This is a genomic window from Rhodoblastus sp. (genome assembly GCF_052145335.1).
In the GTDB taxonomy this organism is placed as follows: Bacteria; Pseudomonadota; Alphaproteobacteria; order Rhizobiales; family Beijerinckiaceae; genus Rhodoblastus.
Map to the genome: position 1 here is coordinate 25,362 of NZ_JBKQOU010000091.1, position 25,571 is coordinate 50,932.

Genomic DNA, 25,571 nt, shown 5'->3' on the forward strand with positions numbered 1-25,571 from the left:
TGGAATTGGTTCTTCCGAGCCACTGGATTGCGACCGGCCCGAACCATTTTCGGGCCGGTTTGTTTTCCCGCCAGGGCGCCAAGCTGTTATGTTGCGTCCGAATTCACTGAAACGACCGGAAGCAAATGTCCCAGCCTTTCCCCACCCGCGCCGCCTTGTTCGGCAAATGTCCGCAGTGCGGCGAAGGGAAGCTGTTCGAGGGCTTTCTCAAACTCGCCCCGGCTTGCGACCAATGCGGGCTCGACTATGGTTTTGCTGATTCCGGCGACGGGCCGGCGGTGTTCGTCATCCTGCTGGCCGGATGCGTTGTGCTCGGCCTCGCCCTCTGGGTGGAGCTGGCTTTCGAGCCGCCGTATTGGGTCCATCTGGTCATCTTCCTTCCCCTGACCGTCATCGTCTGCCTTGGCATGTTGCGGCCGCTGAAAAGCTTCATGGTGGCGATGCAATATCACCACAAGGCTGAAGAGGGCCGGCTGGAAAAATGAGTTTTCGGGGCCTGTTGCGCCGCCACTGGCTGCTGCTGGTGTCGACCCTGATCGGCGCCGGCCTGCTGTCAGGGCTCGGATTCTGGCAATTGCAGCGGCTGCACTGGAAGGAGGCGCTGCTCGCGCAAATCTCCAGCCGCATCGACGCGCCCGCTGTGCCCCTGCCGCCGCGCGAGGCCTGGGCTTCCCTCAACCCCGACGATTACGATTACCGCCACGTCGTTCTGCGCGGAATCTTCGATCACGCCAAAGAGTCTTATCTCTTCCGCGCCTCCGCCACCGGCGCGGCCGGCGACGGGCCGGGCTATGAAGTCCTCACCCCGCTGGAACTCAGAGACGGCGGCGTGGTCATTGTCAATCGCGGTTTCGTTCCCGCGGAATTGAAGGATCCGGCGCGCCGCGCGGCCGGCCAGATCGCCGGCGAGACGACCCTCACCGGCCTGATGCGCCGCCCGGAAACGCGCAATTCCTTCACCCCCGCCGACGAACCGCAAGAAAACCTGTGGTTCACCCGCGACCCCTCGGCTTTGGCCGCCCATTGGGGCCTCGACGGGGTCGCGCCCTTTTCCATTGACGCCGACGCGGCGGAAAACCCGGGCGGCTGGCCGAAAGGCGGCGCGACGGTGCTGAAAATCCCTAACAATCATCTGTCCTATGCCCTGACCTGGTTCGCGCTGGCCGCGACTTTGGCCGCGGTGTCGCTGGTTTTCATGGCTCGCGGCGGCAAAAACGCGCCCGCACATGACAGCGGCGCGGCAAGGCGCTAGAAGACGCGCTGATCCCAAGCCGGAAACCCAAAATCGTGGCCTATATTTCGACCCGCGGCGAAGCGCCCGCGCTTTCCTTCACCGAAGCTTTGCTCGCCGGCCTTGCGCCTGACGGCGGCCTCTATGTGCCGGAAACCACGCCGTCGCTGTCGCGGAAAACCCTGCTCGGCTTCGCTGGCGCGCCTTACGTCGACGTGGCGCAGGCCGTCATTTCGCCCTTTCTCGATGACACGCTTCCCGCCGGCGATTTCCGTAAAATGCTGGCTTCGGCTTACGCCACTTTCCGCCATAAGGCGGTGACGCCGCTCGCCCAGATCGACGACAATCTTTTCGTGCTCGAACTTTTTCACGGGCCCACGCTCGCCTTCAAGGATGTGGCGATGCAACTGCTCGGCCGCCTGATGGACCGCGCCCTGAAAGCCCACGGCCAGCGCGCCACCATCGTCGGAGCGACTTCCGGCGACACCGGCGCCGCCGCCATCGAAGCCTTTCGCGGGCTTGAACAGGTCGATGTGTTCATTCTCTATCCGCACGGCCGCGTCTCGGACGTGCAGCGCCGGCAGATGACCACGGTGGATGCCGACAACATCCACGCCATCGCCCTCGAAGGAACCTTCGACGACGCCCAGGCCATGCTCAAAAGCTTTTTCCGCGACAAGTCCTTGCGCGAAAAGCTTGGCCTTTCCGGCGTCAATTCGATCAATTTCGCCCGCGTCGCGGCGCAGACGGTCTATTATTTCACCGCCGCCGCCGTTCTTGGCGGACCCTGGCGGCCGGTGTCCTTCACCGTGCCGACGGGTAATTTCGGCGATATTCTCGCCGGCTACATGGCCAGGCAGATGGGCCTGCCCGTTGAAAGGCTGATCGTCGCCACCAATTCCAACGACATTCTCGCCCGCGCGCTCGACACGGGGCGCTATGAAGTGCGCGGCGTCCACGCCACCCAGTCGCCGTCGATGGACATACAGGTCTCCTCCAATTTCGAACGGCTGCTGTTCGACGCGCTCGACCGCGACCCCCAGGCGATTCGCGGCTTGATGGCCCGTCTCGACCAGTCCGGCGCCTTCGACATTCCCGCTGGAGCGATGCAGAAGATCCGCGAGAATTTTTCCGCCGGCGCCGCCAGCGAGGCCGAAACCTCCGCCGAGATCGCCCGGACCTGGCGCGAGACCGAGACATTGCTCGATCCCCACACCGCCGTCGCCGTCCATGTCGCGCGGAAGAATCTTGCAAAGAATCCGCATGTGCCGATGGTGGCGCTCGGCACCGCCCATCCGGCCAAGTTTCCCGACGCCGTGCGCGCGGCGACGGGAGTTTCGGCGCCCTTGCCGGCGCATCTCGCCGATCTGTTCGAGCGAGCTGAGCGTTTCGACGTTTTGCCCAATGACGCCAAGGCGGTCGAGGCTTTCATCAGCGCCCGCGCCCGCGCCGTGACCCTGGCCGCAAATGGCGGTTGAATTAACGCAATTGCCCTCCGGCCTGCGGGTCGTCACCGACGCCATGGAAGGGCTGGAAACGGCCTCGCTCGGCGTTTTCGTCGCAGCGGGCGCGCGCAGCGAGAGCCAGGCCGAACAGGGCCTGTCGCATCTTCTCGAACATATGGCTTTCAAGGGCACAGCGCGGCGCGACGCCCGCGCCATCGCCGAAGCCATCGAGAGCGCCGGCGGCGACCTCAACGCGGCCACCAGCGTCGAAAGCACCGCCTTTTACGCCCGCGTCTTGCGCGAGGATTCGGGGCTGGCGCTGGATGTGCTCGCCGATATCCTGATCAACAGCCTGTTCGACCCGCGCGAACTGGAGCGGGAAAAAGACGTCATACTCCAGGAAATCGCCGCCTTGCAGGATACGCCGGACGAATTGGTGTTCGACCTGTTCAACGCCGCCGCCTTTCCCGGCCAGCCGGTCGGCCGCGCAATTCTCGGCACACCCGAGAGCGTGCGCCGCTTCGACCGGGACGCTATTCGCACCTACCTGCAACGCCATTATGTCGCTCCCAATATCGTCATCGCCGGCGCCGGCGCGGTCGACCATCGCAAGATCTGCGACGAGGCAGCGGAAAAATTTGGCCTTCTCCCAACCGCCGCGCCAGTCGCTTCCACGCCGGCGCATTACGTCGGCGGCGAAATCAAGGTCGCGAAAAGACTGGAGCAGACCCAGGTCGTCGTCGGATTCGAGGGGCTGGCCTATGCCGATCCGCAGAACTACGCCGCGCATATTTTCGCCAATGCGGTGGGCGGCGGCATGGCCTCGATCCTGTTTCAGGAGGTGCGCGAAAAACGCGGCCTGGCCTATTCCATCGCCGCCTTTCACTGGTCTTATCTCGACGCCGGCCTGTTCGGTTTCGAGGCGGCGACTGGCGGGCGCGAAGTGAAGGAACTGGTCAGCGTCAGCCTCGACGCTCTCGCCGAAGCAGCCCACGGCTTGAGCGAAGCAGACATGTCCCGCGCCAAGGCGCAAACCAAGGTCGCGCTGCTGACGGCGCTGGAAAGTTCGTCCGCGCGGGCCGAGCAGATCGCCCGCCAGATCATGATTTTCGACCGGGTCATCCCGCGCCAGGAAATGATCGAGAAGATCGATCGCCTTAGCCTTGCCGACGTGCGCGCAGCCGGCGCCAGCTTGTTGCGCACGCCTCCGACCGTCGCCATTCTCGGCGCGACAGCCAAGGCGCCGGGCGCTGCCGAAATTTCCGCAAGATTGGCGGGAGTATAAGCGGCTCCGGTCGAAAATCCCGCTGTCCTGTGCTAATCAGGCACATCCATCCAGAGTGCAGCCATGGACCTCTTTCACCTGCCGCGCAAAAAACCGCCTTCCGTCCGTGTCGACGGCGAGGGCGTCTATTTGCGCCCGGCGAAGATCGGCGATTTCGATGAATGGCGGCAATTGCGCTCCGCCAGCCGGAGCTTTCTTACCCCCTGGGAGCCGACCTGGCCGCTCGACGATCTCTCCAAGGGCTCCTTCCAGCGTCGGCTGGCGCGCCAGGACCGCGAACGGCTCGACGACCAGGCCTATGGCTACCTGATTTTCCGCGGAAAAGACGATGCGCTGCTTGGCGGCCTCACCCTTGGCAATGTGCGTCGCGGCGTCGCCCAATGCGCCACTCTCGGCTATTGGATCGGCGAGCGGCACGCCGGCCAGGGTTTCATGAGCCGGGCGGTGCGCGCCGTGCTGCGGCATGCTTTTCTCGAAATGCGCCTGCATCGCGTCGAAGCCGCCTGCGCCCCGAACAACGAACGTTCGCGGCGCCTGCTCGAAGGCGTCGGCTTCCAGCGCGAAGGTTTTGCCCGCGCCTATCTGCTGATCGACGGCGCCTGGCAGGACCATCTGTTGTTCGCCATGCTCGAACGCGAGTTTTTGCACGAAACCGAGACGGTCGACGGCGCGGAACGTCAGTTGTGATCCAGCCCCGACCACGCAGCAGCGCCTTTTCCGCTGGACGCCCCCGCCCCGGCCCAGCTATTGGATTGACCCCAGACAAAGTTTCGACACGAACGAGGCGCACGCGTCCCGCTCCATCCAATCCGCTTCTTGCTCAACCGTCCCTCCTTCAAGGTCACGTGCGCCTGTTTCGTTTCGCTTATCCGATCCTGACGCTGCTTCTGTTGCTGCTCGCCGGAATTTTTCCTGCTGGCGCAGTCGAGTCCGTGCGCGTGCCGGCCGACGCGTCGGCGATCGATCTCACCCGCTGGGTCGAGAATTATTCGTCGCAGGGCGACCGTATCCAGGTTTCGACCGCGCCCGGCTCGGACGGCATCGTCCGCCGCATCGAAGTTCACGCGCGCGAATCCGGCGGCCATCCCGCCTGGATCGTCTTCGCCTTGACCAACGACACCGACGAGCAGATGGAGCGGCTGATCGTCGCGCCGCATTTCCGGCTGGTCGGCTCCGGGGTGATCTGGCCCGATCTCGGCTCGGAGCGCATCGCCGAGATTACCGCCAGCCAGGGCATAGCGCCGGAAAAAGAGGAATCGACCGACGCCGACGTGTTCCGGCTGACCCTCGATCCCGGCGCCACCGTCACCTATGTCGCCGAGCTCAAGACGCCGAAACTGCCGCAGCTCTATCTGTGGGAACCGGAAGCCTACAAGGACAAGAACACCAGCCTGACGCTCTACAAGGGCATCGTCATCGGCATCGCCGGGCTGCTGGCGCTATTCCTCACCATCGTCTTCGTGGTCAAGGGCGCGGTGATCTTTCCCGCCGCCGCCGCGCTGGCCTGGGCGGTGCTGGCCTATATCTGCATTGATTTCGGCTTCTGGGGCAAGGTCTTCGGCAGCGACGTCAACGCCGATCGAATATGGCGCGCCGGCGCGGAAACCGTGCTTTCGGCGACACTCGTGGTCTTCCTTTTCGCCTATCTCAACCTGAGCCGCTGGCATGTGCGCGCGTCGCATGTCGCCGGCATCTGGCTGATGTTCCTGCTGGCGCTGGCCGGGCTCGCCGTCTATGACGCGCCGGTGGCCGCCGGCGTGGCGCGCATTTCGCTGGCGACGATCGCCGCGGTCGGCCTCATTCTCGTGCTTTATCTGGCCACCCATGGGGTCGAGCGCGCCGTCATGCTCATTCCTACCTGGCTGTTGCTGGTGGTGTGGGTCTGCGCCGCCGGATTCGCCGTCAACGGCTCGCTGGCCAATGATCTCGCTTCGCCCGCCTTGCTCGGCGGCCTGGTGCTTTTGGTGATGTTGATCGGCTTCACCATCATGCAGAGCGCCTTCGCTTCCGGCGGCGTGGCGCACGGCGCCATCACCGACGTCGAACGAAAAGCGCTCGCCCTGACCGGGGCCAATGACATCATTTTCGACTGGGACGTCGCCAACGACCAGATCTTCGTCAGCCCGGAAATCGAGGACCAGCTTGGCCTCAAGCGTGGTGAGCTGGAGGGTCCGGCCGCTTCGTGGATGGATCTGCTGCATCCGCTGGAGCGCGACCGCTATCGCGCCTGTCTCGACACCGTGCTGGAGCAAAGGCGCGGCCGCGTCTGCCAGGATTTTCGCCTGCACGCCTCCGATGGGCATTATTTCTGGTTCCGGCTGCGCGCCCGCCCCGTGGTTGGGCAAGACGGCGACGTGGTGCGCCTCGTCGGCACCCTGGCCGATGTGACCGACCAGAAAAACGCGCTGGAGCGTCTGCTGCACGACGCCGTTCACGACAACCTGACGGGCTTGCCCAACCGCGAAATTTTCTTCGACCGGCTCGAACTGGCGCTGGTCCAGGCCGAAAGCCTGGCCGAGCTGCGGCCGACCGTGATCTGTGTCGATATCGACCGCTTCCGCAAGATCAACGAAACGGTCGGCGTTTCCGCCGGCGATTCGATCCTGTTGACCGTGGCGCGCCGGCTGGGACGCCTGCTGCAGCCGCGTGACACGCTGGCGCGCATTTCCGGCGATCTCTTCGCCATCATCCTGGTTTCGGAAAGCCAGACCGAGCAGATCGTCAATTTCGCCGACCGCATCCGTCGCGCGATTTCGACGCCGGTGACCTTCGCCAATCGCGAAATCGCCTTGAGCGTTTCGGTCGGGATCGCCCTGTTCGATCCGCAATGGCATCCCAAGCGTGAGGACATGCTCAAGGACGCCGAAATCGCCATGCGCCACGCCAAGCGCGAAGGCGGCGGCCGTATAGAAGTTTACCGTCCCTCGATGCGCACGCAGGGCTCCAATCGCCAGGCGCTGGAAAACGAATTGCGCCACGCGCTCGAGCGCGACGAAATCAAATTGTTCTTCCAGCCGGTGGTGCGGCTGGAAGACCGCACCGTCGCCGGTTTCGAGGCGCTCCTGCGCTGGCGCCATCCCCGCCTCGGGCGTGTCGAGCCAGCCGAATTCCTGCCCATCGCCGAAGAGACCGGGCTGATCGTCGATCTCGGCCTGTTCGCCTTGCAACGCGCGGCGCGCGAACTTGCGGCCTGGCAGAAGGCGCTCGACGTCCAGCCGCCGATTTTCGTTTGCGTCAACGTCTCGTCGCGGCAATTGCTGCGCCACGACCTGCTGACCGACGTGAAAAACGTCCTCACCCGCACCAATGTCCTGCCCTATTCGCTGAAGCTGGAACTGAGCGAAAGCCTGGTGATGGAAAATCCCGAGTATTCGGCGCAGATACTCGGCCGGATCAAGGAATTGGGCGCGGGCCTCGCACTCGACGATTTCGGCTCGGGCTATTCATCGCTTGCCTATCTCCAGCGTTTCCCCTTCGACACGATCAAGATCGACCGCTCCTTCGCCCGAAGCCAGGAGGCTTTGGGCCAGAACGACCGCGCCTCCATGCTGCGCTCCGTCGTGGCGTTGGCGCATGATTTCGGCATGGAAGCTGTCGCTGAAGGCGCGGAAAGCGAATCAGATGTCATCGAATTTTCGCAGATCGGCTGCGAATATGCGCAGGGCTTCGCCTTCGGCCATCCCTTGAGCGCAGCCGACGCGCGCAAACTGGTGGGGGCGGCGGCCGAACCGGCGATCTGATCCGCGCGTTGCGCTTTCGCGCGGGCTTTTTTGAGCTTGGCGCGACAGCGAACTGCGACGCGAAAAGGATTCGCCACATGACCGCGAGCCAATCCATCGAAGCACCGCAGAACGGCGCGCGCGCGGGCGTCGCCGCCACGGGGCTTTCAGCTCTGGGCGTGGTGTTCGGCGACATCGGCACCAGTCCGCTCTATACGCTGAAGACCGTGCTCAACCTGACCGGAAGCGCGCCATCGGCGGATATCGTGCTCGGCCTGTTATCGCTGCTGTTGTGGACGCTGATCGTCATCACCTCGATCAAATATGTCATTTTCGCCATGAGCATCGACAATGACGGCGAAGGCGGCATTCTCGCGCTCATGGCTCTGCTCGGGATCAAGAAGCAGCAGCGTCCGGCGATTGTCGCGCTCGGCCTGTTCGGCGCGGCGCTGATTTATGGCGACGGCGCCATCACCCCCGCGATTTCCGTGCTCTCCGCGATGGAAGGGCTGGATGTCGCCGCTCCCGCGCTGAAGCCTTTCGTGCTGCCGGCGACGGTTGTCATCCTGATCGGTCTTTTCGCCTTGCAGCCTTTGGGAACCGCCAAAATCGGCAAGGCTTTCGGGCCGATCATGCTGGTCTGGTTCGCGGTCATGGCCGCTCTCGGCGTGCGCGGCCTGCTGTTGCATCCCAGCGTGCTTTTAGCCCTCAACCCGCTATATGGTCTGAGATTTCTCGCCTCGCACGGGATGACGTCTTTTCTGGCGCTCGGCGGCGTCTTTCTCTGCGTTACCGGCGCCGAGGCGCTTTACGCCGACATGGGGCATTTCGGCGCGCGGCCGATCCGGCTGGCCTGGTCCTTCATCGTCTTTCCCAGCCTTTTGCTCAATTACGCCGGCCAGTGCGCCATCGTGCTCGACGGGGCGTCGACCGAAAGCAATATATTCTACCAGCTTTGCCCCGCGCCCTTGCTTCTGCCCTTCATCCTGCTGGCGACCGTCGCCACCATCATCGCCAGCCAGTCGATCATCACCGGCGCCTTTTCCATGACGCGGCAGGCGATCCAGCTTGGCTGGCTGCCGCGCCTGCGCATCGCCCAGACCTCGCAGGAAGGCTATGGCCAGATCTATGTCGGCGTCGTCAACTGGCTTCTGATGGCGGTCACCGTCGGCCTGGCGCTGATCTTCAAGAAATCCGATAACCTCGCCTCCGCCTATGGCATCGCGGTTTCGGCTACGATGCTGATGACTTCGGCGCTGCTCTATATCGCCATGCGCGAAATCTGGAACTGGAGTTTTCTCCGCAGCGCCGCCATTGCCGGCGCCTTTCTCGTGGTTGATGCCGCTTTTTTCCTCGCCAATTTGGCCAAGATCGCCGATGGCGGCTATGTGCCGCTGATCCTTGCCGCTTCAGTCTATACGATCATGCTGGTCTGGCATCGCGGCATGAACGCGGTGACGCAGGCGGCCCAGCAAAAGGGTGTCGCTGTTGGCCCGTTCCTCGCGGAGGTCGCGGCGAAAAAAATCGCTCGCGTTCCGGGCGGCGCCGTCTTCCTGACCCGCACCAACGCCGATGTTCCGCCGATCATGCTCTGGCACATCAGGCACAACCGGGCGCTGCATGAAAAACTCATCGTGCTGACGGTGAACACGCTGTCGGTTCCCTGGACCAAGCCGGACGAACGCCTGACGATCACCACCCTGGCTCCGAATTTCTGGCGCGGGACGGCGCGCTATGGCTTCATGGAGCGGCCGGACATTCCAGGCTTGCTCAAACAGGCCGACGCGGCCGGCTGCACCCTGCCGCTCGACGACATCACCTATTTTGTCGGGCACGAAACGGTGATTTCGCGCGAGGATGGCAAGGGCCTGTTCGGACAGGAGACCGCTTTGTTCGCCCTGATGGAGCGAAACGCCGCGCATGTTTCGGATTTCTTCCGCCTGCCCGAAGACGGCGTGGTGGAGATCGGCCGCCAGGTGGCGATCTGAATTTCCTTACCTCAAGCGTGTCCCGCGTCGTCCGACAGAAATCCCAGATCGACGCCGATCGTCCCCAGAGCCCGCTCATATTTCGATTCGTAATCCTGATCGAACAGCAAAAGCGAATCGGCCGGGCAGATCATCCAGCTATTGGCCAGGATTTCCTGTTCGAGCTGGCCGGGCGACCAGCCGGCGTAACCCAGCGCCAGAACCGCCTGTTTCGGTCCCTCTCCTTGAGCAATGGCGCGTAAAACGTCGAGCGTGGCGGTCATCGACACGGCGGAGTCGATCGCCATGGTGGCGTCGTCGGCGCGGTAGTCGGGCGAATGCAGCACGAAGCCGCGACTGGCGTCCACCGGTCCGCCGGCCAGAACGCGGGTCTCGCCCGCCGATTCCATGACGCGCGATTTTTCCTCTTCCTCGATCACCTTGAGCTGGAGCAGGAGATCGACGAAATTGACGCCTTCGGCGGGATGGTTGAGGATGATTCCCATCGCCCCGTCCTCGGAATGGGCGCAGATATAGACCACCGACCGCACGAAAGAGCCGTCCTGCAGGCCGGGCATGGCGACAAGACATTTGCCTTCAAGATAGGGACCGGGTCCAGCTTTGCTCACGTTTGAGACTTCCCTATGTTGGGCTTCGACCCGGCATTCCAGCCAAATCGCCGCGGCAGGAGACATGCTAAAGGATGCGCGCGCAAAGTGAAGCAGCAACACCCGTTAATTTTCGTAACGCGCTCGCCGGCGCTTTGGTCGCCTTGGCCGCCTTGTCCGCGCCGGCGGCCCGCGCGGAATGGGTTTCTTCCGCCAAATCGCAGGCGCGGCTGATCGACGGCGGCGTGATCGACGGCCTTCGCTATGCCGGGGTGCAGATCCGCCTGGACGGCGCGGCGGTCACCTATTGGCGCGATCCCGGCGAGGCCGGCGCCGCCCCGACTTTCGATTTCGCAGGCTCGGAAAATCTTGGCGAGGCCAAAGTGCTTTTCCCGCAGCCGGCGCGCATCGACGAGGATGGCGTCGTGGCATTCGGCTACCAGCATGAGGTTTTGTTTCCCGTCCGCATCGCGTGGCGCCAAAAAGGCCAGCCGGTCGTGCTGGACCTGAGCCTCGATTACGCCGTCTGCGAGGCGATCTGCCTGCCGGTTCACGCCCGGATGCGGCTCGACATGCCGCCCGAACCGCAAACCGGCGCCGAGGCGCCCGCTTTGCTCGCTAGAGCGCTGCGACAAATTCCTCGGCCGCTCGACGCGGAGCAAACCAAGCTTTTCGCAAGGGTTTCCCCTGTCGCAGGCGAAAACGACAAGCCGCAATGGCTGCTTCGACTGCTGCAGGGCGAGGCGGAAAATATTTTCGTCGAGCCCCCCCCGGGATTTTATGTCGAAACCCGCGCGGCCGGCGAAAAAAACGCTTTTGTGCTGACTTTGGCTGAACATCCGGCCAAAAAGCCGACGCTCGACGCGCCTATTCGCGTCACCGTCGCCGGTTCGGCGCCGATCGAATTCGACCTAGCCTTGCCGCAGGGCCGGCCCTGAGATCAGGAAAAGCAATGTCCAGGCTGGATTTCACGAGCCATCGCCTTTGCGTCGAGGCGCCGCTGGCGTCCGGCGCAAGAGTCGAGCTGACGCGCGAACAGACCAATTATCTGGTCAATGTGCTGCGGCTTGGCGAGGGCGCGCGGCTGTTGGTGTTCAACGGGCGCGACGGCGAATGGCGGGCCTCGCTCGCGCCCGCGGGGAAGAAGGCCGCCGCCCTGCGGATCGAGGAACAGGCGCGGGCGCAGGATTTCCTGCCCGATCTCGACTACCTGTTCGCGCCGCTGAAACATGCGCGGCTCGATTACATGGCGCAAAAGGCGGTGGAAATGGGGGCGCGGCGGCTGCGCCCGGTGCTGACCCGCCGCACCCAGTCGAGCCGCGTCAATCTGGAGCGGATGCGCGCCAATGTTGTCGAGGCGGCGGAGCAATGCGGCATATTGTCGCTCGCGGAAGTGCTGGCCGAAGAGCGGCTGGAGAGAGTCCTGTCGAACTGGCCGGAAGACCGCCTGCTGATCTTCTGCGACGAAGCGGCGGATACCGCCGACCCCGTCGCCGCCTTGCGCGCCGCCGGGGTGAATTTCGGCAAATTCGCGGTGCTGATCGGTCCCGAAGGCGGCTTTGACGAGGCCGAGCGCGAGATGCTCAACGACCTCAAGACCACGGCGCGCATTTCGCTCGGGCCCCGTGTCTTGCGCGCCGACACCGCGGCTGTGGCGGCCTTGGCCCTGGTCCAGACGGCGCTGGGCGACTGGCGCGGATAAGCAAAACCACTCAAGGTCATGATGTCGCCATCATGTTGCGGTCAAAAAAGGCGCCTTAATTCGGAGCGATTCTTTCATGGCGCCAACAAAGCGAGGGAATTTGCGTCATTTATGCGTAATCGCCGTCCTGTCGCCTTGTCTGCCGCCATTGATGCTGGTTTCTTCCGCCGCCGCGCAAGAAAGCGGGCATCTCCGCGTAGAGTTCAGTGGCGGCTCCGACTGGAGCGAGATCGAGCCGCACAAGGGTTCCCATGCGCCACTGCCCACTGGGCCGGCCCACGCCAATTACGGCCATATGCAGAACGCCCAGGCGGCTGCGCCGCAGGACCGGCTGCGGCTGAAACCGATGAATTTCGACGGGATGTGAGCTGCTAAAACACGCATTCGGCGAAAACCGGCGCGATGTTTTCCTTCCATCTGCCATGGAATAGCGCCAGCCGGCGCTCGGCGAGATTGATCCCGCTTTCGGCGATTTCCTCCAAAGCCAGCAGATGGCGCCCTTCGTCCTCGCCCGCTGCATCGAGGCGACCGCGGCGCGAAAGACCGCCTCGCGCCAGAGGCAGGATTTTTCGCGCCAGATCGAGCAGGCCGATTCCCCCCGCCGTCGCCCGAAGACCGAGTTTCGGCGCGTCGTCGCGAAGCTTCTGGCGGTCTTCGGCGGAAAGACCCTTCACCAGCTCCCACGCGGCCGCGCTGGCCTGATCGTCGTAGAACAGACCGGCGCAGAGCGCGGCCAGGCCCACAATGTTTTCGCGCGGGCCGACATCGGCGCCGCGCATTTCCATGTAGCGCTTCAGCCGAACTTCCGGAAACAAGGTCGACAGATGGTTGGCCCAGTCGGAAAGCGTGGCGCGGACGCCGGGCAGCTCGTGCAGCCGTCCTTCCAGCAGATCGCGGAAGGAGGCCCCGGCCACATCGTGATAGACGTCGCCGCGCTTGACGAAATAGAGCGGCACATCGAGCGCATAATCGACGTAAGCCTCGAACCCCATGCCTGGCTCGAACACGAAGGGCAGCATGCCCGTGCGCGCCGGATCGGTGTCGGTCCAGATATGCGAGCGCAGCGAAAGAAAACCGTTGGGCTTGCCGCCGGTAAAAGGCGAATTGGCGAAAAGCGCGGTGATCATCGGTTGAACGGCCAGAGCAAGCCGCATTTTCGCGACCATGTCGGCTTCCGAGGCGAAATCTATATTGGTTTGCACCGTCGAGGTGCGAAACATCATGTCGAGGCCGAGCCCGCCGACTTTCCGCATATAGCGGGCCATGATCGCATAGCGCTGTTTCGGCATGACCGGGGTTTCCTCGCGCGTCCACAGCGGGGAAACGCCAAGATCGAGGAAGCCAACTCCGAGTTTTTCGCACAGGGGCGCGAGGGCGGCGAAATGCGCCTGCAATTCAGCAGCTGTTTCATGGACCGAATCGAGCGGCGCGCCGGATAGTTCGAACTGGCCCCCCGGCTCCAGCGAAATGGCGCCGCCGCCGCGCGGGTCGTAGAGGCCGATGACGGCGCCGCCGTCCTCGATCGCCTCCCAGTCCTGCGACTGGCGAAGGCCTTCGAGCAGCGCTCTTATTCCTGCTTGGCCAAACTCGGGACGCCCCTCGTAGGGCACGGGTCGGAGATCGGCGCGATAAAACGGGATTTTTTCGTGTTCCGTCCCAACCAGGAACGGGCCCTGCGGCTTGCATCCCGCCTCGAGCCAGCTGACCAGTTCGTCGCGCGACGAGATAGGGGTTTCATCGACAACGTCGCGGGCCATCGGCTGCTTTCAAACGAAATTACTGGCGGCGAAAAAAGGGCGTCGCAATGACGCCCTTTCCTCTCGCCCACTTCGCCCTATTTAGGGCGAAGCGAGGCCGGCCGCAATCGTGCCGCGAAGCAAGCAGGTTTTGCGCCAGTTCAGGCTCAGCTCATTCAGCGCTTGACGAGAATCTGACCCAACACGTTCTGCAGGCCGGGAGAGGCCGAGGCGGACTGGAACAGGCCGCCGAGCGCATTCATCGCCGCCTGCGCCAAAGCCGGGTCGATGCCGCCGGCAGCAGGAGCCGCGCCAGATTGCGGCGCCGCGGAAGCGCCCGCCTCCGGAGTGGACTGGCCGAAAATCGCGCCTACGACCGCGCCGAAAATGCCGCCGAGCCCGCCAGCCTGCGCCTGACCCGCAGCCTGACCCGCCTGGGCCTGGGCGTTCTGGGCGCTCTGGCCAAGCGCGGAAGCCAGCTGGCCGAAAATGCCGCCGAGGACGCCGTTCTGACCAGCCGCGCCGCCAAACTGCTGCAGAAGTCCGCCGAGCCCGCCTTCCTGCAAGGACTTGGCGACGCCGCCCATGGTCATCGAGGCGACGACCGGCATGAGCTTGTTGAGCAGGTCGGGGCTGAGACCGGTTTCCTGGCCGATATGCTGGACGATCTGTTCGACATTGGCCGAACCGCCGAAAATCTGGCCGAGCAGGTCGCCGCCGGCATTGGCGGCGGCGGGCGCATCGACGCCGGCGACGTCGCCATAAGCCGCCTGGTGCGCCGGGTCGTTCAAATGGCCGAGAATCTGACTGAACCCTTCCGGGTTCTGCAGGTGATTCTGCACGCCCTGCGCGAGAGCGGGCGACAGCGCGGCGAGCGCCGCTTTGGCCTGTTCCTGCGAAATTCCATATTTTTGCGCGAGCGCGGTGACGGCGTCGCCGCCATGGGCGGCCTGCAAGAGTTCGGAAAGGTCGACCATTTTGTCCTCATTTCAATAACGCGGCGAATCGGAAAAACGGAGACCCGTCGAAATCCAAGCCATACCTAGCGCAAGGCGCGCTCCTGTGCGAGCGCGCCGCGTCGCCGGCCGAGCTTAGGGGCGCTTGATTGCACTTTTCCGACAATAGCGCGGGGGTGGGGCTGTATCGGAGGACTTGTGGCGCCATGTTAACGGTTGCAGTCCGCACAGCAGAGAGGCTGACCATGGCCGCATCCCCACGAACCGAAAGCGGCGAGCAGGGCGTGCTCGCGGCGCGACTGGCGATCCCGGAAGCGCAACATCCGCGCGTGCCCGAACCCACCGGGAAAACGGCGCTGGCGCGTTCGGGTCCATTGAATGTCGCCACAGTCGGCGAGGAAGCGACCGTGCTCGATGCGCTTAAGGTCATGGCCGAGCGCGATACCGCCGCGGTCGCCGTGGTGTCGCCGGCCGGTATCGTCGGAATTTTTTCCGAGCGTGACCATGCGCGCAATTGTCTGCCGGCGAACCGCACAGCGAAAGACACGCCGGTCGTCGACATCATGACCCCATTCGTGGCGGGTGTCGCCCCGGCGGACACCCTGCGGCGCTGCCAGAGCCTGATGAACGAGCGGCATGTCACGCATTTGGCCGTTCTCGACCAGGGCCGGCTGGTCGGTCTGCTGTCGGAAGCCGATCTGTTGGCCGCGAGGATCGCCTATTTCGAACGCATTTTCCAGGAGACCGAGATGGATCAGAAGTTGCTGTTCCTTCGCGGAACCTATAGCTGCTGAGCGAGCGCGCCTGCCGATCCGCAGAACTTCTTGCCGAACAAGCGCCCAAACCGTCGCCGCTTGACAGGAAACCGGACCGCGCCCACAAGATCGAGCCAAAATCAGCCCTTCTGGCCCCTCGCGTCGCGGTTGAACCGGGTTCCATGAATTGAGGATGAGATGAGCGCCAAACCCACCCTGAAAGTTTTTCTCTGCGCGCCGAGGGGTTTCTGCGCCGGCGTCGTGCGCGCCATCGACATTGTCGAGCACGCCCTGCACAAGTTCGGCGCCCCGGTCTATGTGCGCCACGAAATCGTGCATAACCGCTATGTGGTCGAGGGTTTGAAGCGCAAGGGCGCGATCTTCGTCGAGGAACTCGACGAAGTGCCCGACAATGGCGCGCCGGTGGTGTTTTCGGCGCATGGCGTGCCGAAAGCCGTGCCCGCCGAAGCGGAACAGCGAAACCTGCTCGCCATAGACGCCACCTGCCCGCTGGTGACCAAGGTCCATCGCGAGGCGGAAATTCATTTCCGGCGCGACCGCAAGGTCATCCTGGTCGGCCACAAGGGCCATCCGGAAGTGATCGGCACGATGGGGCAATTGCCGGAAGGCGCCGTGACTTTGGTGGAAAGCGCCGAAGATGTCGCGGCCTTGCCCTTCACGGCCGAGGACGCCCTCGCCTTCGTCACCCAGACCACCCTTTCGGTCGACGACATGGCCGCGGTGGTCAACGCTTTGAAGGCCCGGTTTCCGCAGATCGTCGGCCCGCACAGGCAGGACATCTGCTACGCCACCACCAACCGCCAGGAGGCGGTGAAGGAGATCGCCCACAAGGTCGACGCTTTCATCGTCGTCGGTTCGCCCAATTCCTCCAATTCGCAGCGGCTGAAGGAAGTGGCGGAGCGCAATGGCTGCCGCTCCGCGCAACTGGTTCTCCGCGCTTCCGACATCGACTGGAGCCAGTTGCAGGACATTCGGTCGCTGGGCGTGACGGCGGGCGCTTCCGCGCCGGAAATCCTGGTCGAGGAAATCCTTGCGGCGGTTGGCGAGAAATACGAACTGGTCATCGATACGGTGACCACGGCGACGGAGGACGTCTCCTTTCCGCTGCCGCGAAACCTGCGCGAAAAAGTAGCGTGAGAAAAACCCGCCGGATTTTCTCGGCGGGTTTTTCAAATTCGGTTCCAGACTTCACCAGCGGCGCCAGGGACGGCGATAGCCCCAGCCGGGACCATATCCCCAGCGCGGACCGCCCCAGCCGCCATAAGCGTAGTAATTGGGCCGCCAGAAGCAGCGATAAGGGCCGCAGACCCAGCGAACCTGGTCGATCTGCACGGTCTGGCCGTCACGCACGACGGCCGGGTCGAGGCTGGCGAGCGGAAGCGCGGCGGCGGAAGTTGTCGAGGCCGGGAGGGCCAGTGCGGTCGCGCCCAGAACGAGCGCAGCCGAGAGGGCGTTTCTGACGTTCAGCATGCTAAGCTCCTGTTTCGGTCTTTTTGCCGACAAAAAGGAGGATGCGCCAAGCGGCCTGAACATCGGCTGAGCGCCCCGTTCAGCCAATATTCACCCGCCGCCAGCTCGGCTGTTCAAAAACCGGTTTCCCCTTTGCGCGATCCTGTTCTAAGACCGTCGCCTTATCCGGCCGCCTGAGCCGTCCCAATCTCGCGGGCAAGAAAATGCAACCCAAACTCGCCGCCGAACATCCTTTCGACGCCTTTCGCGCCCTGCTGGCGCAACTGCCGCCGGCTTCCGCCAGCGCCGTCGCCGCGGTCCGCGCGCGCGACGCGCAATTGACCAAGCCGCCCGGCGCGTTGGGGCGGCTGGAGGAACTGGTCGAATGGCTCGCCGCCTGGCAGGACAAGGCCGAGCCGACGCTCGATCGTCCGACCGTGGTCGTTTTCGCCGCGAATCATGGCGTCGTCGCGCAGGGCGTTTCGCCCTATCCAGCCAGCGTCACCGCGCAGATGCTGAAAAATTTTTCCTCCGGCGGCGGCGCCGTCAACCAGATCTGCGCCATCCACGGCGCCGGCCTGAAAGTGTTCGAACTGGCGCTCGACCTGCCGACCCGCGACATTACCGAGGCGCCGGCCATGGAAGCGCGCGAATGCGCGGCGACCATCGCCTTCGGCATGGAGGCCATCGCCGGGGGCGCCGATCTGCTGGCGCTCGGCGAAATGGGCATTGGCAACACCACCATCGCCGCCGCCGTCTATCACGCGCTCTATGGCGGCGAGGCCGCCGACTGGGTCGGGCGCGGAACCGGCGTCGACGACGAGGGCCTGCGCCGCAAGACCGACGCGGTTTTTCGCGCGGTCGCCTTGCACAAGGAACATCTCGACGATCCGTTCGAGGTCTTGCGCCGGCTCGGCGGGCGCGAAATCGCCGCGATGGCGGGCGCGATCCTGGCGGCGCGGATGGAGCGGACCCCGGTTCTGCTCGACGGCTACGTGGTCTGCGCCGCGGCGGCGATCCTCCACGCCATCGATCCAGCCAGCATCGATCATTGCCTCGCCGGCCATGTCTCGGCGGAGGGCGCCCACGCCGAGATCTTGCGGAAACTGGGCAAGAAGCCGCTGCTCGATCTCGGCATGAGGCTCGGCGAAGGCTCCGGCGCCGCTCTGGCGATCGGCCTCGTGAGGGCGGCCCTGGCCTGCCACAACGACATGGCGACCTTTGCCGCCGCCGGGGTGGACAACAAGGCGGATTGATGCGCCCGGTTCAGCTCACGTGTGGACCGCGCATCAGCTTGATGGCCGCCTCTATCCGCCGCCAGGTCTCAGCTTCCTCTTTGTCGCCCTTCTCTTCGAGCGAACGAGCCTTCTGGGCGGCTTCCACCAGGGCCTTGTCGCCGTGGGCGTCGAACAATTGGCGCGCGTAATCCTGGATTTCGGTTTCCTGCATGGCGATCCTCGCCGTTTTTTCCACGATGACAAACATCGGGCGATGCGAAATGGAAACGCTTTTGAAGCCGAATCTGTTGCTGTGCGACGAGCATTTCAATCCCGACCTGCACCGCTCCCTTTATCAAGCCGCGCTGCGGGCCATCCGGCGACGGCGGACGACGCGTTCGGGTTCCGGCGCGTCGGGATCGAGTTGCGAAAGGGCGTTCATCACCCTTTCCGGCGGCAAGACCACGATCACTTCCGTGCCTTCGCGCAATTTGGAACGCAGATTGAATACGCCGCCGTGCAACTCGACCAGCGCCTTGACGATGGGCAGGCCCAGGCCGGCGCCTTCGTCGGCGTTTTTCTGCGCCATCGAGCCGCGCCCGAATGATCCCATGATCACCGGAATTTCCTCCTCGGGAATCCCCGGTCCATTGTCCCTGATCGCGAAATACTGGCCGCCGGCCAGCGTCCAGCCGACCTTGATCTGCACCCCGCCGCCCTGCGGGGTGAATTTGATGGCGTTGGTCAGCAGATTGAGCGCGATCTGGCGCAGGGCCCGCTCATCCGCCCAGATGCGCGGCATGTCCGGCTCGACGACTTCCTCCAGGCTGACGCCGCGCTTGCCGGCGCGCAAGGCCAGCAGGCGCCGGCAGTCCTCGACGATTTCCGAAAGGAGGACCGCCTCCTCCCTGAGTTCGTAACGTCCGGCCTCGACTCGCGACAGGTCCAGTATTTCATTGATGAGCATCAAGAGATGTTCGCCGCTCGAATGGATGTCCTGGGAATAGTCGCGATAGGCGGCGACGGCGTGCCGGCCGAACAATTCGGACTTCATCACTTCCGAAAAGCCGAGAATGGCGTTCAGCGGCGTGCGCAGTTCATGCGACATGGTGGCGAGGAAACGCGATTTGGCGAGGCTGGCCTCTTCGGCGCGCCGCCGCGCCTCGTCGGATATCGCCTTGGACTGCTCCAGTTCGACGATCGCCAGATCCTTGTCCGCCTGGAAGGCCAGGGAGTCGAGCTGGCTGGCGTAGGTGCGCCGCGCCAGAGCCACGAAACAGAGCAAGGCGCCAAGCGCCAGCAGGGTCATCGGCGCGATCGGGCCGTAAAAGCTCGACGGCCGCATATAGATGAGCTCCCCCAAAGCCATGGGCGTAAGGGCGGCATAGACCGCCGCCGGAACAAAGGCGGTGACCACGGTGTGGACGGCCGCCGCCAGCATGAACACCACCATGACGTAGGTCGTCGCCCAGGGGTCGGCGACGCCGATCATCAGCACGGCGAAAAGGCCCCAGCCAAGCCCGTTGGCGCCCTCGGCGAAAACGAAGCGGGCGCGCCAGTTGCGCGGCCGGATCGTCGTCCTGTCCTGTCCAAGCAGGCGGATCGCCAGCATATGCGCCATGCCCACCGCGCTCAATTGCACGGCGAACCAAACCGCGACCACCATCGGCGGAAGCCATAGCGTGGTCATCGTCGCAATGGCGAAACACAGCAGAAGTTGCGGCAGGATCGCCGCCCGGCGCCCGTCAGCGTAAAGACGCAGCAGCTCCAGGTCGAAAACGCGGGAACCGGCGCCGGAGGTGGTCAGCCGCTCCCGCGCCTCCCGCAGGCGATTGGCCCGCCGGCGCCGATCCGGGGCGCCGGCGTCGGCGAAACGCCCGCGCGCGATCATTTCTGCGGTGACTTCGGACATTCCGATGAAAGGCCAGATTTTGCGTGACGGGACGACCTCACCCTGACGTAAAAACCTTAATGGGCGACTGACGCAAAATGGACAATTGTCGAGGTTTCCGGCGATTGACAGCGGCCTTGCGTCCCTGTCTGCTGGTCTTCGTCTTCCCCCCGACCGAGGCGCGCGGCATGAAGCTTTACGACTCCCCGGTGGCGCCCAACCCGCGCCGTGTCCGCATCTTTCTTGCCGAAAAGGGGATCATCGTCCCCACCGAGACGGTAGACCTCGCGAAATTGCAGCAGAAGGAGCCGGAATACGCCGCCATCAATCCGCTTCAGCGCATCCCGGCGCTCGTGCTCGATTCCGGCGAAATTCTTTGCGAATCGGTGGCGATCTGCCGCTATTTCGAGGAAACCCAGCCGCAGCCGCCGTTGTTCGGGACCGGCGCGCTGGAAAAAGCCCGCGTGGAAATGTGGCAGCGACGCGCGGAACTGGAGTTTTTTCTTCCCGTCGCCCAGGCTTTCCGCCACAGCCACCCCGCGATGCGCGAGATGGAGAAGCCGCAGATCGCCGAACTGGCCGAAACCGCCCGGCCGCGCGCCGTGGCCTTCGCGAAATTTCTTGACGGCAAACTGGCGAACCGCCGTTTCCTCGCCGGCGACGCCTTCACCATCGCCGACATCACCGCATTCATCGCCGCCGATTTCGCCAAATTCGCCCGCATCGCCTTTCCCGAAGACCTCGTCCATTTCGCCCGCTGGCGGGCGGAGGTCGCCGCCCGCCCCAGCGCCGCTGCTTGACGTTGGTTCGATGGACGCGCTGACAGCCTATGCGGAAAAAATCCGCGCCTGCCGCCTCTGCGTCGAGGCGCCTAACGGGCAGCCGCTGCCGCACCAGCCTCGACCGGTGCTGCGAGTCTCGGCGACGGCGCGGCTGTTGATCGCCGGCCAGGCGCCCGGCGTGCGCGTCCATGCCTCCGGCTTGCCGTTCGACGACCCCTCCGGGGACCGGCTGCGCCTGTGGATGGGAATCGACCGCGCGCAATTCTATGATGAAGCGAAGATCGCCATCGCGCCGATGGGCTTCTGCTTTCCCGGCAACGACGCCAAGGGCGGCGACCTGCCGCCGCGCCGCGAATGCCGCGAGCGCTGGCACGACGGGCTTTTCGCCCTCATGCCGCAAATCCGAATCATTCTGGCGGTCGGCCGCCCCGCGCAGAATTATCATTGCGCCCGACTGGGACGGCCGCTGCCGAAAAAGCTGCCGCTGGACGAAATCGTTCGCCTTCTTGCCACGCCTGACGCTTCAACGCCGCGAATCCTCGCCTTGCCGCACCCTTCATGGCGCAACAGCGGCTGGCTGAAGCGCCATCCCTGGTTCGAGGACGAAATCGTGCCGATGCTGCGCGCCCTCGTCGCGGAGACTCTGGGGGATGAACGAATTGGTAAAAAGTATCAAGATTGAAAGAAATGACGATTTTCTCTTGCCATGCTGCACTGCGGAAATAGAATGATTATAATCAAGCATTCGATTGCGGCATCCAGCCGCGAAACATGGGCTGCAGCCCCTCAGGGAGGCCGTCATGCAAACCGGACAGAAAGTACGCTTCAAGGCGGCTTCGCCCCTCAGCCTGCAACTGAATATTCCGCGCGACGCGCAAGGCGCGGTGCTCTGCCGTTACCGCCTGCTGCGCGGCGAAAACCAGGCCCATCGGCTCGACGTGCGTTTTGGCCCGCAACTGGTGGTCTGGGGCGCGCCCGACGATCAATTTGAGACCATCGAAGACGAGACGGACAAAGAAGAGACCAGCGCCAACTGATCCTGTCCTGACGCGCCTTTATATGCGAAAATAATTCCGCTTCGCTTGAACACGCCTCAACAGCCGGCGCGAAATGTATTATTCCCACACCCATTATTTTCCCATCGCGCTACCTTTTTTCGCCGCTTTCGCTTTCGCGCTGGCGCTGCTGATCGTGCTGGTGCAGGTTCGCGTGCTGCGCTTCGCCTATATGCGGCTCGGCGTCAGTTCCGGCGCCGCCATGTTCCTGCTTTTCGGCTCGCTGATCGGCAGCGCGATCAACATTCCCATCGCCCAGCTCGCTCCCGAACCCATGGCGGAGAGCGGCGAAGTGATGTTCTACGGCATGCCCTATGTCGTGCCGGAGCCGACCGGCGCGGAGGGCGTCATTCTCGCGGTAAATGTCGGGGGCGCGGTGATCCCGACGCTATTGTCGCTCCATCTTCTGGCGCGGCGCCGCATCTGGGGCGAGGGACTGATCGCCACCGCGATCATGGCTTTTATCTGCCATGCCCTGGCGCGCCCGGTCGCCGGCGTCGGCATCGCCCTGCCGACCTTCGCGCCGCCGCTCGCCGCCGCCCTGGTCGCGGCTTTGGTGTCTTGGCGAGAACTGGCGCCGCTGGCCTATGTCGGCGGCAGCCTCGGAGTGTTGATCGGCGCCGACCTCACCAACCTCGACAAGATACAGGGACTCGGCGCGCCGGTCGCATCGATCGGCGGCGCCGGCACTTTTGACGGCATTTTCGTCACCGGCCTGTTAGCCGTGCTGCTGGCCAGCATCGCCAGCCGCGATGAAACGCAAGTATCGAAGAATAGCTGATTACGGCTTGTTCGGCGTGCAGACGACGTAGTTCGTGGTGGGAATGGTTCCGCCGGGCGTCCACAGGATCGGCGTGTTGGCGCCATTGCGCGGCGACATATAGGTCGTCTGGGCGATCACATAGCCGGTTGCGCCGGTCGTGGTGGTCTGGCTCCAGTTATTGTTCTGGATGCCGAAGCCGGGATTATAGCCATAGGTCACGTCGGCGACGATCAGATAAGTGTCGACGGCGTTGCCGCTGGCGACATTGGGCGGATAGGCGCCTGCCGGCATCAGTGACGCGCCGTTCACCCCATTGGCCGATTGGCTCAGGGTCGGGCACCGGCGCAAGGCCGGACCGGGACCGGAGCCGACGCTCCAAAGCACCTTGGCGACGCAGCATTGGCTGTTGCTGGCGGAGACATTGTCGAAGACGATCTCCGAAATCGTCATGTTGGTCGCGCCGGCAAAGGGATAGAGCACGGCGGAGGCGGCGGCGAAAATGTTGAGAATGTCGGCGTCGGCCAAAACCGGATTACTCGCGCCGCTCACCGGCAGCGTCTGCGCCGTCACGTCGGCGAGGGTGCGCGACAGCGCCTGCGTTTTGCGCCCGGCTTCGAGGCCTTGGCACAACACGACGCAGCCGAAATAGAGCGCCAGCATCATCGGCAGGATCAGGGCGAATTCGACAGCGGCGACGCCGCTTTTCGCGCGACCGAGGCGGCGCGCCAAGATCGACAGCGCCTTGGGCGGCAAGGGCGCGTTCATGTCGGCTCGTTCCTGAAAACCACGGTCGAGAAGATCGCATGGACGAAACCCGATCCGTTCGGATTGGCGTAAACCGAATTCGACGCGTGAGCGTAAAGATTGGCCGCGCCGCCGCCCTGCGTTCCCGTGGCCACCAGAAGCGAGAGATAGACCGGCATCGGGTAAAAGGCCTGGAACACCACGATATAGCCGGGTTGGCCGAGGTTCACGCTGGTCGCGGGCGAATTGTACCAGCTTTGATTGATCGAACCCGCCACCGACGAAAAATTGCTGGTCGCCGGATTATAGGCCTGAATATTCAGCGTCACATTGGCGCAGTTGATGAAGGAAGGGAGCGTAGGACAGAAGGTGTTGGTGAGAAAGGAAGAGGCCGTCTGAGTCGAATTCGCTGTGTAATTATTGACCAGAACCTGCCGCGCGACGGTGGCGACCGCATTGTCGAACACTTCATGGGTGAAAAAAACGAAGGCGGTTTCAAAAATGGCGCAGAGCAGGCCGAGAAAGGGAATCGCCACCAAGGCGAATTCCACCATCGCCGCGCCCTCGTGGCCCCGGGCGAAACGGCGCAAGATCAGGCGACGCGGCCTCGCCCCTCGCCTTTTTTCGCTTTGACCCATCGATTGATCCATGTTTGGCGCTGCTTATCGGCCGGCGGCGAAGACGGTGTGCTGGGCGGCGGCGGCGGCCCGCTCGGAAGCGATCGTCTTGGCGTCGGCCAGATCGATGGTCGGCAGGCAATTGGGCGAGCAGATATAGCTTTCGCGGTTGAGGCCGTTCTGCACCAGCAGACCGCCCGCATCGGCGCCTACCCGCACCGTCCATTCGCCGAGCAGGTTGCCCTGGGCGTCCAGCGCGACCAGATTGGTTTCGCCAAAGCTTTTCCCTGTGATGACGCCCATCCCGCTGTTCTTGAGCATGGTGACGTCGGCTATGCCAGGCTGGCCGATCACCAGGATCTGGGTATGGTCGGGGATGCGCGCGACCCGCGCCTTGTCGACCGAGACCTGCACCAGATCGACCGAAGCCGCCCAAGCCCCGCCAGGTGCGAAAATGCCCCCGCAGGGCGTTCCGCCTGGCGCAGTCGCTCCGGCGATCGCCAGCCATAGGCCGATGGAAATCCTTGCCGCACGAAGACGCATGAAACCCTCCTGATGCTCCGATGGCGCCACCGCCTATGTTAGACAGCACATTGGTGAAGGATTGCTGAATTTAGAGTAAAATACCTGGATATCAGCGTATATTAAAAAACTAGATTACGTTACGTCATCATAAAACGGCATGATCAAAGCCTATCTAACCAACGTCTCAGTCAGCGATAGCTTGAACGTAACTTACCAACGTAAGGCATACCAAGGAGTTTTTAAATGACAACTTAACTATGCTGTAATAGATGCGATCTATCCTCTTCTTGCTCGACGTGCGCCCCTAGCGCGTGCGGGCGTTGTCCCGCAAGCCCGCGTCCCAGGGAGCCAATGATGAAGTCGCTTTTCCTCCGTTTCACGCAGGACCAGTCCGGCGCCACCGCCATCGAATATGGCCTCATCGCCGCATTGATCGCTGTCGTCTGCATCGGCGTCCTGACCACCGTAGGCAGCAACCTGAACAACAAGTTCACCTCGATTTCCAGCGGCCTGAACTAAATCGTCCGACGCGGCGGCGCCGATAGGCGCCAGCCGCGATCCAATGACCTTCCGTGCGCCGCGCCTCAGCGTTTAGTGAACATATCGGTTAATACTGTCTTAACTGACCAAAATTAGTAATATTACGCGCGTAATGCAAATATAAATAATGTATTTACCTTGCTTTTTTGATCGTAAATTGACGCATTTGCTTTAATAATAACGAAATTATCATCGGATATAGTCACTCCATCGCCGCTGGTTCCGAGCAAATTCCGGCGCCGAGTCAGATCCAACCTGGAGCCAACCATGAAGTCGCTTTTTTTCCGTTTCTTCAACGACCAGTCCGGCGCCACCGCCATTGAATATGGCCTAATCGCCGCGCTCATCTCGGTCGTCGCCATCACCACCCTCACCGCCGTCGGCAGCAAGCTGAACAACAAGTTCACCTCGATCTCCAACGGCCTGAACTGAGGCGTTTTCCGAAAGGCCGCGGCCTTCGCAAAGGCGCCAAAAGCGGGCGTCACATAGCCGAGAGCCCCGGACTTCGTTCGGGGCTTTTTCTCGAACCCTGGGGCGCGCCCGACGTGGGCGCGCCCCGACAA

Annotated in this window: 28 protein-coding genes; 19 read left to right on the plus strand and 9 right to left on the minus strand. The window is 63.5% G+C overall.

Going from position 1 to position 25,571, the window contains the following annotated elements:
- The first annotated feature begins 125 nt into the window (after nt 1-125).
- The 7 genes from ACLP2E_RS06510 (at nt 126) to ACLP2E_RS06540 (ending at nt 9,668) form a co-directional block, all read left to right on the plus strand.
- Nucleotides 126-485, plus strand: a complete 360-nt coding sequence (locus ACLP2E_RS06510) for a DUF983 domain-containing protein (RefSeq protein WP_442465458.1) — start codon at nt 126-128, stop codon at nt 483-485.
- Complete coding sequence (locus ACLP2E_RS06515) at nt 482-1,252, plus strand: SURF1 family protein (RefSeq protein ID WP_442465459.1); 771 nt, start codon at nt 482-484, stop codon at nt 1,250-1,252. The genes ACLP2E_RS06510 and ACLP2E_RS06515 overlap by 4 nt, the downstream gene beginning before the upstream one ends.
- Before the next feature lie 35 nt (nt 1,253-1,287).
- Entirely contained in the window at nt 1,288-2,709 is a 1,422-nt protein-coding gene (gene thrC, locus ACLP2E_RS06520) for a threonine synthase (protein ID WP_442465460.1), read from the plus strand.
- On the plus strand, nt 2,699-3,961 hold the full coding sequence (locus tag ACLP2E_RS06525; protein ID WP_442463647.1) for a M16 family metallopeptidase: 1,263 nt from the start codon (nt 2,699-2,701) through the stop codon (nt 3,959-3,961). The genes thrC and ACLP2E_RS06525 overlap by 11 nt, the downstream gene beginning before the upstream one ends.
- Nucleotides 3,962-4,024: 63 nt before the next feature.
- A complete protein-coding gene (locus ACLP2E_RS06530; protein WP_442465461.1) occupies nt 4,025-4,648 on the plus strand; it encodes a GNAT family N-acetyltransferase in 624 nt (207 codons plus the stop codon).
- Nucleotides 4,649-4,812: 164 nt separating this feature from the next.
- The gene (locus ACLP2E_RS06535; RefSeq protein WP_442465499.1) at nt 4,813-7,701 is read left to right on the plus strand and encodes an EAL domain-containing protein; all 2,889 of its coding nucleotides are present in this window, start codon (nt 4,813-4,815) and stop codon (nt 7,699-7,701) included.
- A gap of 77 nt (nt 7,702-7,778) precedes the next feature.
- Complete coding sequence (locus ACLP2E_RS06540) at nt 7,779-9,668, plus strand: potassium transporter Kup (protein WP_442465462.1); 1,890 nt, start codon at nt 7,779-7,781, stop codon at nt 9,666-9,668.
- An 11-nt stretch (nt 9,669-9,679) separates the two neighbouring features.
- Here ACLP2E_RS06540 and ACLP2E_RS06545 read toward each other — a convergent pair whose 3' ends face one another.
- Nucleotides 9,680-10,276, minus strand: coding sequence for a YqgE/AlgH family protein (locus tag ACLP2E_RS06545; RefSeq protein ID WP_442463650.1), 597 nt, complete (start codon nt 10,274-10,276; stop codon nt 9,680-9,682).
- A 74-nt stretch (nt 10,277-10,350) separates the two neighbouring features.
- Between ACLP2E_RS06545 and ACLP2E_RS06550 the strand changes: the two genes are divergently transcribed.
- From ACLP2E_RS06550 to ACLP2E_RS06560, 3 genes are all read left to right on the plus strand, one after another.
- Nucleotides 10,351-11,193 (plus strand): protein-disulfide reductase DsbD domain-containing protein, encoded by an 843-nt coding sequence (locus ACLP2E_RS06550; protein WP_442465463.1) that lies wholly within the window; start codon nt 10,351-10,353, stop codon nt 11,191-11,193.
- A gap of 14 nt (nt 11,194-11,207) precedes the next feature.
- Nucleotides 11,208-11,957, plus strand: coding sequence for a 16S rRNA (uracil(1498)-N(3))-methyltransferase (locus ACLP2E_RS06555; protein ID WP_442463652.1), 750 nt, complete (start codon nt 11,208-11,210; stop codon nt 11,955-11,957).
- 76 nt (nt 11,958-12,033) lie between these two features.
- Entirely contained in the window at nt 12,034-12,324 is a 291-nt protein-coding gene (locus ACLP2E_RS06560) for a hypothetical protein (RefSeq protein ID WP_442463653.1), read from the plus strand.
- A 4-nt stretch (nt 12,325-12,328) separates the two neighbouring features.
- On the opposite strand, the gene ACLP2E_RS06565 is transcribed toward ACLP2E_RS06560, so the two are convergent.
- Nucleotides 12,329-13,714 carry a glutamate--cysteine ligase gene (locus tag ACLP2E_RS06565; RefSeq protein WP_442463654.1) on the minus strand — a complete coding sequence of 462 codons (1,386 nt, stop codon included), beginning with the start codon at nt 13,712-13,714 and terminating at the stop codon, nt 12,329-12,331.
- Between the two features lie 155 nt (nt 13,715-13,869).
- Complete coding sequence (locus ACLP2E_RS06570) at nt 13,870-14,670, minus strand: DUF937 domain-containing protein (protein ID WP_442465464.1); 801 nt, start codon at nt 14,668-14,670, stop codon at nt 13,870-13,872.
- Nucleotides 14,671-14,894: 224 nt separating this feature from the next.
- Between ACLP2E_RS06570 and ACLP2E_RS06575 the strand changes: the two genes are divergently transcribed.
- On the plus strand, nt 14,895-15,443 hold the full coding sequence (locus ACLP2E_RS06575; protein ID WP_442463656.1) for a CBS domain-containing protein: 549 nt from the start codon (nt 14,895-14,897) through the stop codon (nt 15,441-15,443).
- A gap of 159 nt (nt 15,444-15,602) precedes the next feature.
- On the plus strand, nt 15,603-16,562 hold the full coding sequence (gene ispH / locus ACLP2E_RS06580) for a 4-hydroxy-3-methylbut-2-enyl diphosphate reductase (protein ID WP_442463657.1): 960 nt from the start codon (nt 15,603-15,605) through the stop codon (nt 16,560-16,562).
- A 51-nt stretch (nt 16,563-16,613) separates the two neighbouring features.
- Here ispH and ACLP2E_RS06585 read toward each other — a convergent pair whose 3' ends face one another.
- Nucleotides 16,614-16,895 carry a hypothetical protein gene (locus tag ACLP2E_RS06585; protein ID WP_442465465.1) on the minus strand — a complete coding sequence of 94 codons (282 nt, stop codon included), beginning with the start codon at nt 16,893-16,895 and terminating at the stop codon, nt 16,614-16,616.
- 203 nt (nt 16,896-17,098) lie between these two features.
- Here ACLP2E_RS06585 and cobT point away from each other — a divergent pair, with 203 nt between their 5' ends.
- Nucleotides 17,099-18,130: a nicotinate-nucleotide--dimethylbenzimidazole phosphoribosyltransferase gene (gene cobT / locus ACLP2E_RS06590; RefSeq protein WP_442463659.1), complete on the plus strand. Its 1,032-nt coding sequence runs from the start codon at nt 17,099-17,101 to the stop codon at nt 18,128-18,130.
- Nucleotides 18,131-18,140: 10 nt separating this feature from the next.
- Here the strand turns inward: cobT and ACLP2E_RS06595 are convergent, their stop codons facing one another.
- Together ACLP2E_RS06595 and ACLP2E_RS06600 are read right to left on the minus strand one after the other, a co-directional pair.
- Nucleotides 18,141-18,323, minus strand: coding sequence for a hypothetical protein (locus ACLP2E_RS06595; RefSeq protein WP_442463660.1), 183 nt, complete (start codon nt 18,321-18,323; stop codon nt 18,141-18,143).
- Between the two features lie 123 nt (nt 18,324-18,446).
- On the minus strand, nt 18,447-20,003 hold the full coding sequence (locus ACLP2E_RS06600) for a sensor histidine kinase (RefSeq protein ID WP_442465466.1): 1,557 nt from the start codon (nt 20,001-20,003) through the stop codon (nt 18,447-18,449).
- Nucleotides 20,004-20,170: 167 nt separating this feature from the next.
- Between ACLP2E_RS06600 and ACLP2E_RS06605 the strand changes: the two genes are divergently transcribed.
- From ACLP2E_RS06605 to ACLP2E_RS06620, 4 genes are all read left to right on the plus strand, one after another.
- Complete coding sequence (locus tag ACLP2E_RS06605; protein WP_442463677.1) at nt 20,171-20,782, plus strand: glutathione S-transferase family protein; 612 nt, start codon at nt 20,171-20,173, stop codon at nt 20,780-20,782.
- 10 nt (nt 20,783-20,792) lie between these two features.
- Nucleotides 20,793-21,446 (plus strand): uracil-DNA glycosylase family protein, encoded by a 654-nt coding sequence (locus ACLP2E_RS06610; RefSeq protein WP_442465467.1) that lies wholly within the window; start codon nt 20,793-20,795, stop codon nt 21,444-21,446.
- Between the two features lie 118 nt (nt 21,447-21,564).
- Nucleotides 21,565-21,801: a hypothetical protein gene (locus ACLP2E_RS06615; RefSeq protein ID WP_442463663.1), complete on the plus strand. Its 237-nt coding sequence runs from the start codon at nt 21,565-21,567 to the stop codon at nt 21,799-21,801.
- 73 nt (nt 21,802-21,874) lie between these two features.
- Nucleotides 21,875-22,600: a DUF1614 domain-containing protein gene (locus ACLP2E_RS06620; protein ID WP_442463664.1), complete on the plus strand. Its 726-nt coding sequence runs from the start codon at nt 21,875-21,877 to the stop codon at nt 22,598-22,600.
- Here ACLP2E_RS06620 and ACLP2E_RS06625 read toward each other — a convergent pair whose 3' ends face one another.
- Genes ACLP2E_RS06625 through ACLP2E_RS06635 form a run of 3 tightly spaced genes read right to left on the minus strand, consistent with a single transcriptional unit; the run spans nt 22,601 to nt 24,486 of the window.
- Nucleotides 22,601-23,347 (minus strand): TadE/TadG family type IV pilus assembly protein, encoded by a 747-nt coding sequence (locus ACLP2E_RS06625; RefSeq protein WP_442463665.1) that lies wholly within the window; start codon nt 23,345-23,347, stop codon nt 22,601-22,603.
- Entirely contained in the window at nt 23,344-23,964 is a 621-nt protein-coding gene (locus ACLP2E_RS06630) for a TadE/TadG family type IV pilus assembly protein (RefSeq protein ID WP_442463666.1), read from the minus strand. The genes ACLP2E_RS06625 and ACLP2E_RS06630 overlap by 4 nt, the downstream gene beginning before the upstream one ends.
- A 24-nt stretch (nt 23,965-23,988) precedes the next feature.
- Entirely contained in the window at nt 23,989-24,486 is a 498-nt protein-coding gene (locus tag ACLP2E_RS06635; protein ID WP_442465468.1) for a pilus assembly protein N-terminal domain-containing protein, read from the minus strand.
- Between the two features lie 336 nt (nt 24,487-24,822).
- Between ACLP2E_RS06635 and ACLP2E_RS06640 the strand changes: the two genes are divergently transcribed.
- The gene (locus ACLP2E_RS06640) at nt 24,823-24,987 is read left to right on the plus strand and encodes a Flp family type IVb pilin (protein WP_442463668.1); all 165 of its coding nucleotides are present in this window, start codon (nt 24,823-24,825) and stop codon (nt 24,985-24,987) included.
- A 288-nt stretch (nt 24,988-25,275) separates the two neighbouring features.
- Nucleotides 25,276-25,440 carry a Flp family type IVb pilin gene (locus ACLP2E_RS06645; RefSeq protein WP_442463669.1) on the plus strand — a complete coding sequence of 55 codons (165 nt, stop codon included), beginning with the start codon at nt 25,276-25,278 and terminating at the stop codon, nt 25,438-25,440.
- The last annotated feature ends 131 nt before the right edge of the window (nt 25,441-25,571 follow it).

Excerpts from the sequence above, each read along its gene's own strand:
- cobT (WP_442463659.1), top strand. The coding sequence starts at position 17,099 with ATGCAACCCAAACTCGCCGCCGAACATCCTTTCGACGCCTTTCGCGCC.
- ACLP2E_RS06555 (WP_442463652.1), top strand. The coding sequence starts at position 11,208 with ATGTCCAGGCTGGATTTCACGAGCCATCGCCTTTGCGTCGAGGCGCCG.
- ACLP2E_RS06570 (WP_442465464.1), bottom strand. The coding sequence starts at position 14,670 with ATGGTCGACCTTTCCGAACTCTTGCAGGCCGCCCATGGCGGCGACGCC.
- ACLP2E_RS06585 (WP_442465465.1), bottom strand. The coding sequence starts at position 16,895 with ATGCTGAACGTCAGAAACGCCCTCTCGGCTGCGCTCGTTCTGGGCGCG.
- ACLP2E_RS06565 (WP_442463654.1), bottom strand. The coding sequence starts at position 13,714 with ATGGCCCGCGACGTTGTCGATGAAACCCCTATCTCGTCGCGCGACGAA.
- ACLP2E_RS06510 (WP_442465458.1), top strand. The coding sequence starts at position 126 with ATGTCCCAGCCTTTCCCCACCCGCGCCGCCTTGTTCGGCAAATGTCCG.
- ACLP2E_RS06615 (WP_442463663.1), top strand. The coding sequence starts at position 21,565 with ATGCAAACCGGACAGAAAGTACGCTTCAAGGCGGCTTCGCCCCTCAGC.
- ACLP2E_RS06560 (WP_442463653.1), top strand. The coding sequence starts at position 12,034 with ATGGCGCCAACAAAGCGAGGGAATTTGCGTCATTTATGCGTAATCGCC.
- ACLP2E_RS06540 (WP_442465462.1), top strand. The coding sequence starts at position 7,779 with ATGACCGCGAGCCAATCCATCGAAGCACCGCAGAACGGCGCGCGCGCG.
- ACLP2E_RS06595 (WP_442463660.1), bottom strand. The coding sequence starts at position 18,323 with ATGCAGGAAACCGAAATCCAGGATTACGCGCGCCAATTGTTCGACGCC.
- ACLP2E_RS06630 (WP_442463666.1), bottom strand. The coding sequence starts at position 23,964 with ATGGGTCAAAGCGAAAAAAGGCGAGGGGCGAGGCCGCGTCGCCTGATC.
- ACLP2E_RS06515 (WP_442465459.1), top strand. The coding sequence starts at position 482 with ATGAGTTTTCGGGGCCTGTTGCGCCGCCACTGGCTGCTGCTGGTGTCG.
- ACLP2E_RS06640 (WP_442463668.1), top strand. The coding sequence starts at position 24,823 with ATGAAGTCGCTTTTCCTCCGTTTCACGCAGGACCAGTCCGGCGCCACC.
- ACLP2E_RS06600 (WP_442465466.1), bottom strand. The coding sequence starts at position 20,003 with ATGTCCGAAGTCACCGCAGAAATGATCGCGCGCGGGCGTTTCGCCGAC.
- ispH (WP_442463657.1), top strand. The coding sequence starts at position 15,603 with ATGAGCGCCAAACCCACCCTGAAAGTTTTTCTCTGCGCGCCGAGGGGT.
- ACLP2E_RS06605 (WP_442463677.1), top strand. The coding sequence starts at position 20,171 with ATGAAGCTTTACGACTCCCCGGTGGCGCCCAACCCGCGCCGTGTCCGC.
- ACLP2E_RS06525 (WP_442463647.1), top strand. The coding sequence starts at position 2,699 with ATGGCGGTTGAATTAACGCAATTGCCCTCCGGCCTGCGGGTCGTCACC.
- ACLP2E_RS06575 (WP_442463656.1), top strand. The coding sequence starts at position 14,895 with ATGGCCGCATCCCCACGAACCGAAAGCGGCGAGCAGGGCGTGCTCGCG.
- ACLP2E_RS06635 (WP_442465468.1), bottom strand. The coding sequence starts at position 24,486 with ATGCGTCTTCGTGCGGCAAGGATTTCCATCGGCCTATGGCTGGCGATC.
- ACLP2E_RS06610 (WP_442465467.1), top strand. The coding sequence starts at position 20,793 with ATGGACGCGCTGACAGCCTATGCGGAAAAAATCCGCGCCTGCCGCCTC.
- ACLP2E_RS06530 (WP_442465461.1), top strand. The coding sequence starts at position 4,025 with ATGGACCTCTTTCACCTGCCGCGCAAAAAACCGCCTTCCGTCCGTGTC.
- ACLP2E_RS06645 (WP_442463669.1), top strand. The coding sequence starts at position 25,276 with ATGAAGTCGCTTTTTTTCCGTTTCTTCAACGACCAGTCCGGCGCCACC.
- ACLP2E_RS06625 (WP_442463665.1), bottom strand. The coding sequence starts at position 23,347 with ATGAACGCGCCCTTGCCGCCCAAGGCGCTGTCGATCTTGGCGCGCCGC.
- ACLP2E_RS06550 (WP_442465463.1), top strand. The coding sequence starts at position 10,351 with ATGCGCGCGCAAAGTGAAGCAGCAACACCCGTTAATTTTCGTAACGCG.
- ACLP2E_RS06620 (WP_442463664.1), top strand. The coding sequence starts at position 21,875 with ATGTATTATTCCCACACCCATTATTTTCCCATCGCGCTACCTTTTTTC.